Below are 11,655 nucleotides of genomic sequence, written 5' to 3'. Positions count from 1 at the left end.
GACGGGATGTCCGCCGGGGCCCGCCCGTTCCGCCGGGTCCGTCCGGTCAGCCGCCGAGGATCCGCAGACCGGGCAGCAGGCCCGGGATCAGCGGTGGCACCTCGACGCCCTGCTGGGTGGCCCCGCTGCTCGCGCTGGGCGGTGCGTCGGCCGTCGGCGCCGGGGACTGGTCCGGTGCCGGGACCGGGGCGGGGGCGTCCGCGCTGGGCGAGGGCCTGGTGCCGGTGAGCCCGCTGGTGAGGTTGTCCACCAGTCCGCCGACCGGCCCCGGAACGACGCCGGCGTCGGCGCTCGGCGCCGGCGCGGCCGGTGCGCCGGGGGCTGCGGGTGCGGCCGGTGCCGGGACGCCGCCCTGCGGCGGGACCAGCGGGAGGCCGCCGGGCCGTCCGCCGGTCACGGTGCCGGTGAGGCCGCCGATGACGCCGCCCTGGGCCGGTGCCCCGCCGTCCGTCCGGCCGGCGTCGGGCGCGGTGCCGGCGGAGGGTCCGCCGGAGCCGCCGGTGCCCTGGCCCCGGGTGCCGTCGCCCGCCCCGCCGTCGGTCGGTGTCCCGCTGCCGGCGGGCTGCTGGACCAGACGCAGGGGCGCGACGTCCTGGCTTATGTCGTCGAAGAGCTGGTCCACCAGGTGGGCCTGCGGGATCAGCTGGACGGGCAGCCGGGACTGCACCTCGGCCCAGGTGCCGTCCTCGTCCTGGGCGAAGCCGGCCAGGGCCCGCATCGGGTCGAGCGAGCCGTTGTTGCGGTAGACGGCGCGCAGCAGGTCCCGGCCCTTGAGCGCGTCGGCGTGCATGTCGTCGAGGGCCTTGCGGACCTGGTCGACGGTGCCCGGGCTGAGCGAACCGCCGGTGCCGGCCCGGCCGACCAGCGACCGCGCCTCGCCGAGGCGGGTGGCCGCGTTGTCGAGGAGCAGTTCGCCGCGCTCGCTGTCGGACTCCGCGAGGTTGAGCCGCAGGCCCTCCAGTCCGCGCTTCATGCCGTACAGCGGGTCGCCGGGGAGGGCGTTGCCGCTGGCGGCCGCCGCGCCGGCGAAACTGCCGACGGCGAGGCCGGCGACCAGCCCGCCGATCGCGAACCGCCGGCTCCAGCGCCCGCGCGGCGCGGTCCGGACGGTCCGGTGGCGGCGCTGCCTCGGCACGGTGGCGCCCGGGCCGCCCGCGAAGGCCTGCTCGAACGCGGCCATCAGCTGGGCGCGTTGGACGGTCCGGACCTCGCGGTCGAGTTCCGGTGCGGGCAGCGCGCGGAGCGCGCCGACCGTGTCGATGAGTTCCGCCATCGCGGCCGAACCGGCGTTGCCGGCAGCGGTGTTGGCCGTTTCTTCACCGTCGGCAGCGCTTCGCTCCGCCTGGTGGGCCTCCAGCGCCTCGGCGAAGGCCTTCGCCCGGCGGTGTTCCAGCACGTTTGCCGTCACGGGCCGCACCTCCCTTCGTCGTTGTCGACACCCCGGCCTGCCGGACGGTTGCCCCGGCAAGCCAAAGCCACTCCATCGGGTGAGAGGTCGCAATTCGACTTGACCGTACGCCTGGTGGAGGCTTGCACGCTGGCCAACGAGCGGTGCGGGCGGTCGGTTACGCACGGCTGATCATCGGACCGACCGTTCACCCGGATGTGTCGGGCCGCCACGTGTGGTGACGGCCCGCTTCCTATCTCTCCCGCCGCTTCCCCGGAACGCTCCCCGGAACGCCGCCGGCTCACCGCGCGTCGGGCGGGAGCAGACGGGCCAGGGTGCGCACGGCGCGGTACTGGAGGGTCTTGATGGCCCCCTCGTTCTTGCCCATGATCCGGGCGGTCTCGGCGACCGAGAGCCCCTGGAGGAAACGGAGGGTGACGCATTCCTGCTGCTGCGGGTTCAGCCGCCGGACGGCCTCCAGCAGGGCGGCGTTGGAGAGCGACTCCAGCACCGACTCCTCGGGGCTGCGCTCGCACTCGTTGGAGTCGAGCATCTCGCCGGTGGTGACCTCCAGCCGGAACCGGCTGGACTTGAAGTGGTCGGCGACCAGGTTGCGGGCGATGGTCACCAGCCAGGCGCCGAAGTCCCGGCCCTGCCACGTGAAGGTGCCGATCCGGCGCAGCGCGCGCAGGAACGTCTCGCTGGTGAGGTCCTCGGCGGTGGCCCGGCTGCCGACCCGGTAGTAGATGTAGCGGTAGACGGTGTCCGAGTAGTGGTCGTAGAGCCGCCCGAAGGCCTCGCTCTCGCCGGCCTGGGCGCGCTCGACCAGCTCCATCACCGGGTTGTGCTCGGTCTCGTGGCCGGGGCCGGCGGTGGTGCGGGTCCGGCCGCGGCCGGCGGCGGTGCCGCTGCGGCCGCGCGCGCCGGCGCCGGTCTGGCCGGCCGCGGTGGTGCGCAGCAGCGGGCCGCCGGGGGGAGCGGCCTGGGGGGCGAACGGGGCGCCGGCGGGCACGGGTTGGGGGGTGACGACGAGCTGGCTCCGGAGCAGGCTGCGCAGCAGGTCCAGGCCGGTGGAGATCTGCCGGGGCTGGGCCGGGCGGCCGCGGAGGCCGGTGCGGGAGCGCAGGGGCGCGGACGACGGGCGGGAGGGTGCAGGCGCGTCGTTCCGGACGGGTGGGTACACGGGACTCCCAGAGGCAGAACTGTGGACGGATCACCTCCGCCTGCGCGGAGAGCACGCCCGTGTCCGCCCGGTCGTGCTGGGGCGGGTGGGTGACGTGCATCCAGGAGAGAATAACGCTTTGTGCAATGACAGCTACACCGTGTGGTCGAAGTGGTCGTTTGGGATCCGCGGGGGGTCCACATCCGGCCGACACTGACCGAACATGTCGGCGATGCTCTGGCCCAACGTGACCGAACGGGTGCGCCGGGTGACCAATTCGGTGGCGCGGCGGGCGGTTTCCCGGCTCGGGGGCCCGATAATCCCCGACTTTCGCAAGTCGGCGAACGATCAGATCCGGTCACCGGCCGACGAGTTCGGTCGGCGGGCCCGGCCGGGCCCGCGGCGCGCGGGAGTTCGCCCGTACGGGCGGCCTGGTCAGCGCGCGAATTGACCGCGCTCACCCCGGCGAGGGGCGGCCGGACGGGGGGACCGCGCACGGCCCCCGGCGGGGTCCGGCGACCGGTCCGGAGGGCTCAGGAGCGGTGCCGGCGGTGCAGCGCGACCCCGGCCGCCGTCGCTCCCGCGGCCACCCCGAGCGCGGCCGCCGCCGGCAGGCCCACCCGGGCCGCCTTGCGCCCGGTGCGGAAGTCCCGGACCCGCCAGCCCTGCGCGCGGGCGTGGCGGCGCAGCGCGCCGTCCGGGTTCACCACGTACGGGTGGCCGACCAGCGAGAGCATCGGGATGTCGTTGGCCGAGTCGCTGTACGCGGCGCACCGGTCGAGGTCGAGCCGCTCGCGCCGGGCCAGGGCGCGCACGGCGGCGGCCTTGGCCGGTCCGTGCAGCAGCTCGCCGACCAGCCGTCCGGTGTACGCGCCGTCGCGCGCCTCGGCGACGGTGCCCAGCGCGCCGGTCATGCCGAGCCGGGCCGCGATGATCCGGGCGACCTCCACCGGCGCTGCGGTGACCAGCCAGACCCGCTGCCCCGCGTCCAGGTGCATCTGCACCAGCGCCCGGGTGCCCGGCCACACCTTGTCGGCGATGACGTCCTCGAAGACCTCCTCGCAGAGCGCCTCCAGGTCGGCGGTCCGCTTGCCCGCCACCACGCCGAGCGCGGTGTGCTTGGCGTCGGCCATGTGCTCCGGGTCCTCGGTGCCGTGCAGCCGGAACCAGGCCTGCTGCCAGGCGAACCGGGCGATGTCCCGGCGGCTGAGGAAGCCGCGCCGGTAGAGGCCGACGCCGAGGTAGAAGATCGCGGCCCCGCGCAGGATGGTGTTGTCGCAGTCGAAGAAGGCGGCGGCGCGCGGGTCGCCCGGCTCGGGGGTGTGGTTCCCCTCGGGGGGCCTGGGGGCCTTGCCGCGCCTGCCCGGCTGCTCCTCCCCGGCGGGCCCGCCGGGCGCCCCGGGCTCCGGCGCGGCCCGCAGCGCGGCCTCCGCCGCCTCGGCCGCGGCCTCGCCCGCCAGGGCGGTCCGCGCGCTGGTGGAGCGCTTTGCCTGGGTGAGCCTTCGGAGCACGGCCATGTCTTCGAGCATAGCCAGCGACCTGCGCCTCGACCGTGACGGCGGCGTGCCCGCCCGGTGAACGGGGGGAGGGACGCCGGTGTCCGGCCGGTCCGTGAGGACGTCGCACAATGGCGGGGTGAGCCCACTGCTGCGACGTGACAAGAACCGGGGGCCGGCGCCGGCCGACCGGACGGTGACCCTGGTGGCCAAGCCCGGCTGCCACCTGTGCGACGACGCCCGGGAGGTGATCGTCCGGGTGACGGCGGAGCTGGGAGCGGCCTTCGAGGAGAAGGACATCACCCGGGACGAGGAGCTCCACCGGCGCTACTGGGAGCAGATCCCGGTCACCCTGATCGACGGCCGCCAGCACGACTTCTGGCGGGTGGACGAGAAGCGCCTGCGCACCGCCCTCGGCGCCTGATCCCCGCCGGCGGGGTCGCCCGGCCCGTTCCGGCGGAGGCGTCCCGCGCCCCCGCCGTCCGGCGGGGGCGGTTCGCCGAATCGTTGTGAAGAATCCGCGTGCCCGGTTTGCGGCGCCCGCCGCCGATCGGCTTACGATCGAACTCGTATGCGCCCGTGGGGGGCTGAGCACGCGAGGAGTGCCGCCATGCTTCCCGGCCCGCCCCCGGTCGCGCCCGCCGAGCCGTCGGCCGCGCGCGGGGGCTTCGCCGTGGTGGACGTGGAGGCGACCGGCCGCAGCCCCTGGCGGCACCGGGTGGTCGAGGTCGCCGTGGTGCTGCTGGACGAGCGGCTCCGCGCCGAGGGCGAGTTCTGCACCCTGCTGGACCCGCTCGGCCCGGTCGGCCCGACCCATGTGCACCGGATCGCCCAGGAGGACGTCGAGGGCGCCCCGCGGTTCCGCGAGATCGCGCCCGCGCTGCTGGAGCTGCTGGCCGGCCGGGTGCTGGTCGGCCACCACGTCACCTGCGACCACGCCTTCCTGGACCGCGAGTTCGCCCGGATCGGGGTGCCGCTGCCACCGGTGCCGCTGCTGTGCACCATGCGCCTGGCCCGCGCCCACCTGCCGCAGGCCCGGGGTTTCGGCCTGACGGCCTGCGTGGAGGCGGCCGGTCTCGGCGGGTTCCCGGCGCACACCGCGCTGGGCGACGCCCGGGCCACGGCCGGTCTGCTGCGGCACTGCCTGGACGCGCCGTCCTGCCCGCCCGGGAACCGGACGGAGCCGCTGCGCGAGGCGGCCCGGGTGGTGTGGCCCCGGCTGGGGCGGGCACGCTCCCGTCCGTCGGGCGAGCCGGTCCCGCTGGTCCGGCGGGACGCCGCGCGCCCGGTGCCGGTGCCCGCCCCGCGCGAGCTGCCGGGCCGTCTTCCGTGCGTCCCCCGGCCACCCGCCGCACCGCCCCCGGCGGCGGTCCGGAAATCGGCCGGTGCTATGGGGTCGACGGCGTGATGCGCATCACTGTGCGGGGACAAATCGGACACCATCTTTGTGCACACGTTCACAAACGCATAGCCTGGCTGCCAAAGCCCAGCTTCACCCACAGGAGCACCGTGGCAATCGGCCGATCACCACAGAGCAGTTCGCAGACGCCCGACCAGGGCGCCGCGCGCCGACCCTCGCGTGCCCGGGGCATCCCGGAGGCGACCGTCGCCCGGCTGCCCCTCTATCTGCGCGCGCTCACCGCGCTCTCCGAGCGCTCGGTGCCGACCGTCTCCTCCGAGGAACTGGCCGCCGCGGCCGGGGTGAACTCCGCCAAGCTGCGCAAGGACTTCTCCTACCTGGGCTCGTACGGCACCCGCGGCGTCGGCTACGACGTCGAGTACCTCGTCTACCAGATCTCCCGCGAGCTGGGCCTGACCCAGGACTGGCCGGTCGTCATCGTCGGCATCGGCAACCTCGGTCACGCGCTCGCCAACTACGGCGGCTTCGCCTCCCGCGGCTTCCGGGTCGCCGCCCTGCTCGACGCCGACCCGGCCGTGGTCGGCAGCAGCGCGGCCGGCCTGCCGGTGCGCCACATGGACGAACTGGAGTCCATCGTGGAGAGCCAGCACGTCTCGATCGGCGTCATCACCACCCCGCCCGGTGCGGCCCAGCAGGTCTGCGACCGGCTGGTCGAGGCCGGTGTCACCAGCATCCTGAACTTCGCCCCGACCGTGCTGACCGTCCCGGACGGCGTGGACGTGCGCAAGGTGGACCTCTCCATCGAGCTGCAGATCCTCGCCTTCCACGAGCAGCGCAAGGCCGGCGACGAGCCGGACCGCACCGAGTCCGTGCTCGACCGCGCCCCCGGCCCGGTCCGCGCCGCGGCGGCCAAGCTGCGCCGGGCCGCCGGCGGCAGCGCCAAGCCGCGGACGGCCGACACCCCGGCGGCCAAGGACGCGGACGCGGCGGCGAAGGGCAAGCCCGGCAAGGCCGGCGAGGGCGAGCTGTCCGCGGTGATGCCGGCATGAGCACCGAGATTCGTGGGACCAGGGGGCGGGCGTGAGTCTTCTCGTCGTTGGGCTGAGCCATCGCACGGCCCCCGTCGGCGTGCTGGAGCGCGCCGCGCTGACCGGTGAGGTGCCGACCCGGCTGCTGCACGACGCGGCCGCGTCCACCGCCGTCGGCGAGGCCGCGCTGCTGAACACCTGCAACCGGATCGAGCTGTACGCGGACGTCGACAAGTTCCACGCCGGCGTCGCCGAGCTGTCGCTGCTGCTCGCCCACCACAGCGGTGTGGACCTGGAGGAGCTGACCTCGCACCTCTACGTCCACTACGAGGACCGCGCCGTCCACCACCTCTTCTCGGTGGCCTGCGGCCTGGACTCGATGGTGGTCGGCGAGGGCCAGATCCTCGGCCAGCTGCGCGACGCGCTGGCCAGGGCCCAGGAGGAGCACACCGCCGGGCGCGGCCTGAACGAGCTGTTCCAGCAGGCGCTGCGGGTCGGCAAGCGGGCGCACAGCGAGACCGGGATCGACAAGGCCGGCCAGTCGCTGGTGACCTTCGGACTGGAGCAGGTCGCGGCCGTCGCGGGCGGCATCGCCGGCAAGCGGGCGCTGGTGGTCGGCGCGGGCTCGATGAGCTCGCTGGCCGCCGCCACCCTGGTCCGCTCGGGCGTGACCGACCTGCTGATCGCCAACCGGACGCCGGCCCGCGCCGAGCGGCTCGCCGAGATCCTCGGTCCGGACGTCGCCCGTACCCTGGAGCTCTCCAAGGTGCCCGGCGCGCTGGCCGACGTCGACCTGGTGATCTCCTGCACCGGCGCGGCCGGCGTGGTGATCGGGGCGGAGGACGTCGAGGCCGCGGTCGCCTCGCGGGCCGGCGCGACCCCGCTCGCCTTCCTCGACCTCGCCATGCCGCGCGACGTCGACCACGCCGTGCACGAACTGCCCGGCGCGCTCCTGGTCGACCTGGAGAGCCTCTCGCACGCCCACGCCGCCACCCCCGGCGCCGGCGACGTCGACGCCGTCAGCGGCATCGTGTCCGAGGAGGTCACCGCGTTCGGTGCCGCCCAGCGGGCCGCGCGGATCGCCCCCACCGTGGTGGCGCTGCGCGCGATGGCCTCCGAGGTGGTCACCGCCGAGCTGGGCCGGCTGGACTCCCGGCTGCCCGGTCTGGACGAGCGCTCCCGCGCCGAGATCGGCCAGACCGTCCGCCGGGTGGTCGACAAGCTGCTGCACGCGCCCACCGTGCGGGTGAAGCAGCTGGCCGCCGAGCCGGGCGGCGCCTCCTACGCGGAGGCCCTGCGCGAACTGTTCGACCTCGACCCGGCCGCCGTGCACGCGGTCTCGGGCACCCCGATCGGCACCCAGCAGCCTGCGGGCGGGGGCGCCGGATGAACCGTCAGCCATCCCACGAGTACCACCGGGACGATCACCTCATGAATGGTCAACCGCTCATCGGCCGGGCACCGGACGCCACCGCCGCACCCCTGCGGCTCGGCACCCGGCGCAGCGCGCTCGCCATGGCCCAGTCGGGCATGGTCGCCCGCGAGGTGACGCGCCGCACCGGGCGCCCCGTCGAGCTGGTGGAGATCACCACCTACGGCGACACCTCCCGCGAGGCGCTGGCCCAGATCGGCGGCACCGGTGTGTTCGTCTCCGCGCTGCGCGACGCGCTGCTGGAGGGCCGGATCGACTTCGCCGTGCACTCGCTCAAGGACCTGCCCACCGCGGCCGCCGAGGGCCTGACGCTGGCGGCCGTCCCGCCGCGCGAGGACAGCCGCGACGCCCTGGTGGCCCGCGAGGGCCTCACGCTGGGCGAACTGGTGGAGAAGCTGGCCGGAGCCGGCCGTCCGGCCCGGATCGGCACCGGGTCGCCGCGCCGGATGGCGCAGCTGAACGCCTGGGCCCGGGCCAACGGCGCCGGGCTGGAGACGGTCGCGATCCGCGGGAACGTGGACACCCGGATCGGCTTCGTGACCTCCGGCGAGCTGGACGCCGTGGTGCTGGCCACCGCCGGCCTGAACCGGCTCGGCCGGGCCGCCGAGCTCACCGAGCACCTCGCCCCCGAGCTGATGGTCCCGGCCCCCGGCCAGGGCGCGCTCGCCGTCGAGTGCGTCTCCTCCGACACCGGCCTGGCCGCCGCCCTGTCGGCCCTGGACCACGCCCCCACCCGGGTCGCGGTCGCCGCCGAGCGCGCCCTGCTGGCCACCCTGGAGGCCGGCTGCTCCGCACCGGTCGCCGCGCTGGCCGGCTGGGGCCACCAGAACGAACTGCGGCTGGAGGGCGTGGTCGGTACCGTCGACGGCGCCACCCTGCTGAAGATGTCCGCCCACGGTCCGATCGTCCTCGACGAGACCGCCGAGCGGCAGGCGGCGGCCCTCGGCCGCGCGCTGGCCGCCCGGCTGCTCGACGCGGGCGCGGCCGCCCTGATGGGGGAGCGAGCCCGATGAGCCCCACCACCGCCACCGAGTTCCCGGCCGACAGCCCGTTCGGGGGTACCGTCCCCGCCGCCGGCCGCTGCACCTTCCTGGGCGCGGGCCCCGGTGACCCGGGCCTGCTGACGCTGCGCGCCGTCGAGGTGCTGGCCTCGGCCGACGTGCTGGTCGCCGACCCGCTGACCGCCGCCGCCGTGCGCAGCCACTGTCCGTCCGGTGTGCAGGTGCACGCCCCGGGCGTGGAGGGGCCGGACTTCGACCTGGCCCGGCTGGTCGCCGAGGCCGTGCGCTCCGGCAAGCACGTGGTGCGCACCGTCGACGGCGACCCCGGCCTGGACGGCTGCGCGGCCGAGGAGATGCTCGGCTGCGCCGGTGCCGGGATCGCCTTCGAGGTGATCCCGGGCGTCGCCCAGTCGGTCGGCGTGCCCGCCTACGCGGGCGTTCCGCTGCGCGGCGCGGCCGGCACCGACGTCCGCTTCGTGGAGGCCGTGGCGCTGCTGGCCGGCTCCCCGGTGGACCTGGGCGCGCCGGAGACCACCCTGGTGGTGCGCACCACCCTGGGCCAGCTGCCGGCCACCGCCAACGCGCTGGTGTCCAACGGCCGCAAGCCGGATTCGGCGCTCAGCGCGACGCTCTCCGGCACCACGACCCGTCAGCGCACCTTCACCGCGACCCTGGCCACCATCGCGGCGGACCTCAAGGCCGCCCGGGTGCTGCCCTCCCCGGTGTCCGCCCCGGTGGACCCGGCCACCCCGGTGATAGCCGTGGTCGGCGAGCAGGTCGCCCACCGCGCCTCGCACTCCTGGTTCGAGACCAAGCCGCTGTTCGGCTGGAACGTGCTGGTGCCGCGCACCAAGGAGCAGGCGTACGGGCTCTCCGAGCAGCTGCGCTCCTACGGCGCGGTGCCGCAGGAGGTGCCGACCATCGCGGTCGAGCCGCCGCGCACCCCGCAGCAGATGGAGCGGGCGATCAAGGGCCTGGTCACCGGCCGCTACGAGTGGATCGCCTTCACCTCGGTCAACGCGGTCCGCGCGGTCCGCGAGAAGTTCGAGGAGTACGGCCTGGACGCCCGCGCGTTCGCCGGCATCAAGGTCGCGGCGGTCGGCGAGACCACCGCCCAGGCCCTGGTGGACTTCGGCGTGAAGCCGGACCTGGTGCCCTCCGGCGAGCAGTCCGCGGCCGGGCTGCTGGAGGACTGGCCGCCGTACGACCCGGTGTTCGACCCGATCGACCGGGTGCTCCTGCCGCGCGCCGACATCGCCACCGAGACCCTGGTGGCCGGCCTGGTCGAGCTGGGCTGGGAGGTCGACGACGTGACCGCGTACCGCACGGTGCGCGCCTCGCCGCCGCCGGCCGAGACCCGCGAGGCGATCAAGGGCGGCGGGTTCGACGCGGTGCTGTTCACCTCGTCCTCCACCGTGCGGAACCTGGTCGGCATCGCGGGCAAGCCGCACAACGTGACCGTCATCGCCTGCATCGGCCCGGCCACCGCCAAGACCGCCGAGGAGCACGGCCTGCGGGTCGACGTGATGGCCCCGGCGCCGTCGGCGGCCGCCCTGGCCCAGGCCCTGGCAGACTTCGGGGCCAAGCGCCGGGACACCGCGACCGCCGCCGGCGAGCCGGTCTACCGGCCCAGCGAGCGCCGTCCGGGTTCGCGCCGCAAGGCCGCGCGCTGACCCACGGCCGGGGGCGGCCCACCGCCGCCCCCGGTGCCGCACCACCGCACCACCGTCCGGAGAGAGAAGCCGTGTCCGCTGAATTCCCGTACGTCCGCCCGCGCCGTCTGCGCTCCACCCCGGCGATGCGCCGGCTGGTCGCCGAGACCCGGCTGCACCCGGCGGAGCTGATCCTGCCGCTGTTCGTCCGTGAGGGCGTGCGCGAGCCCGTCCCGGTCTCCTCGATGCCGGGCGTGGTCCAGCACACCCGGGAGACGCTGCGCAAGGCCGTCGTCGAGGCGGCCGCGGCCGGCCTGGGCGGCGTGATGCTGTTCGGCGTCCCGGAGGTCCAGGACGCGGTCGGCAGCGAGGGCACCAACCCGGACGGCATCCTGCAGCGGGCGATCCGGGACGTGGTCGCCGAGGTCGGCGACGACCTGGTGGTCATGTCCGACCTGTGCCTCGACGAGTACACCGACCACGGCCACTGCGGCGTGCTGGCCGGGGACGGCTCGGTGGACAACGACGCCACCCTGGAGCGGTACGCCGAGATGGCCCGGGTGCAGGCGGACGCGGGCGTCCACCTGGTCGGTCCGTCCGGGATGATGGACGGCCAGATCGCGGTGGTCCGGCGGGCGCTGGACGAGGCCGGTCACCAGGACGTCGGCGTCCTCGCCTACACCGCCAAGTACGCCTCGGCGTTCTACGGCCCGTTCCGGGAGGCGGTCGGCTCCTCGCTGAAGGGCGACCGCAAGAGCTACCAGCAGGACCCGGCGAACGCCCGGGAGGCGCTGCGCGAACTGGAGCTGGACGTCGCCGAGGGCGCCGACCTGGTGATGGTCAAGCCGGGCATGGCCTACCTGGACGTCCTGCGCCAGGTCGCCGACGCCTCGCCGGTGCCGGTCTCGGCGTACCAGGTGTCCGGCGAGTACGCGATGGTGGAGGCCGCCGCGGCCAACGGCTGGATCGACCGGGAGCGGATGATCCTGGAGACCCTGACCTCGCTGCGCCGGGCCGGTGCCGAGCAGATCCTCACCTACTGGGCGGTCGAGGCCGCCGCGATGCTGAAGTAGCGCCGGAGCAGGGCCGGAGCACCGGCACCGGCGACGGAAGGCCGGGCCCCTCCGCGACGAGGGG

Annotated in this window: 10 protein-coding genes; 7 read left to right on the top strand and 3 right to left on the bottom strand. The window is 75.5% G+C overall.

Features of this window, described 5'->3' with window-relative positions; genetic code table 11:
* Window positions 1–46 precede the first annotated feature (46 nt).
* The 3 genes from ACFCX4_RS28685 to ACFCX4_RS28675 form a co-directional block, all read right to left on the bottom strand.
* On the bottom strand, window positions 47–1,408 hold the full coding sequence (locus tag ACFCX4_RS28685) for a DUF5667 domain-containing protein (RefSeq protein WP_376148438.1): 1,362 nt from the start codon (window positions 1,406–1,408) through the stop codon (window positions 47–49).
* A gap of 280 nt (window positions 1,409–1,688) precedes the next feature.
* Window positions 1,689–2,465, bottom strand: coding sequence for an ECF subfamily RNA polymerase sigma factor, BldN family (locus tag ACFCX4_RS28680; protein ID WP_376148442.1), 777 nt, complete (start codon window positions 2,463–2,465; stop codon window positions 1,689–1,691).
* A 617-nt stretch (window positions 2,466–3,082) separates the two neighbouring features.
* Window positions 3,083–4,066, bottom strand: a complete 984-nt coding sequence (locus ACFCX4_RS28675; protein WP_376148435.1) for an HAD family hydrolase — start codon at window positions 4,064–4,066, stop codon at window positions 3,083–3,085.
* A 118-nt stretch (window positions 4,067–4,184) separates the two neighbouring features.
* Here ACFCX4_RS28675 and ACFCX4_RS28670 point away from each other — a divergent pair, with 118 nt between their 5' ends.
* From ACFCX4_RS28670 to hemB, 7 genes are all read left to right on the top strand, one after another.
* The gene (locus ACFCX4_RS28670; protein ID WP_376148432.1) at window positions 4,185–4,469 is read left to right on the top strand and encodes a glutaredoxin family protein; all 285 of its coding nucleotides are present in this window, start codon (window positions 4,185–4,187) and stop codon (window positions 4,467–4,469) included.
* 186 nt (window positions 4,470–4,655) lie between these two features.
* Window positions 4,656–5,453 carry an exonuclease domain-containing protein gene (locus tag ACFCX4_RS28665; RefSeq protein WP_376148430.1) on the top strand — a complete coding sequence of 266 codons (798 nt, stop codon included), beginning with the start codon at window positions 4,656–4,658 and terminating at the stop codon, window positions 5,451–5,453.
* A gap of 101 nt (window positions 5,454–5,554) precedes the next feature.
* Entirely contained in the window at window positions 5,555–6,454 is a 900-nt protein-coding gene (locus tag ACFCX4_RS28660; RefSeq protein WP_376148427.1) for a redox-sensing transcriptional repressor Rex, read from the top strand.
* 31 nt (window positions 6,455–6,485) lie between these two features.
* A complete protein-coding gene (locus ACFCX4_RS28655) occupies window positions 6,486–7,823 on the top strand; it encodes a glutamyl-tRNA reductase (protein ID WP_376148424.1) in 1,338 nt (445 codons plus the stop codon).
* A gap of 41 nt (window positions 7,824–7,864) precedes the next feature.
* Window positions 7,865–8,878 carry a hydroxymethylbilane synthase gene (hemC, locus tag ACFCX4_RS28650; protein ID WP_376148421.1) on the top strand — a complete coding sequence of 338 codons (1,014 nt, stop codon included), beginning with the start codon at window positions 7,865–7,867 and terminating at the stop codon, window positions 8,876–8,878.
* Window positions 8,875–10,539: a uroporphyrinogen-III synthase gene (locus ACFCX4_RS28645; RefSeq protein WP_376148418.1), complete on the top strand. Its 1,665-nt coding sequence runs from the start codon at window positions 8,875–8,877 to the stop codon at window positions 10,537–10,539. The genes hemC and ACFCX4_RS28645 overlap by 4 nt, the downstream gene beginning before the upstream one ends.
* 71 nt (window positions 10,540–10,610) lie before the next feature.
* Entirely contained in the window at window positions 10,611–11,591 is a 981-nt protein-coding gene (hemB, locus tag ACFCX4_RS28640) for a porphobilinogen synthase (RefSeq protein WP_376148415.1), read from the top strand.
* The last annotated feature ends 64 nt before the right edge of the window (window positions 11,592–11,655 follow it).

The organism is Kitasatospora sp. NPDC056327, from assembly GCF_042261735.1.
GTDB lineage: Bacteria > Actinomycetota > Actinomycetes > Streptomycetales > Streptomycetaceae > Kitasatospora.
The sequence above is the reverse complement of the archived record's forward strand: the minus strand, read 5'-3'. Positions and strand labels throughout refer to the sequence as shown.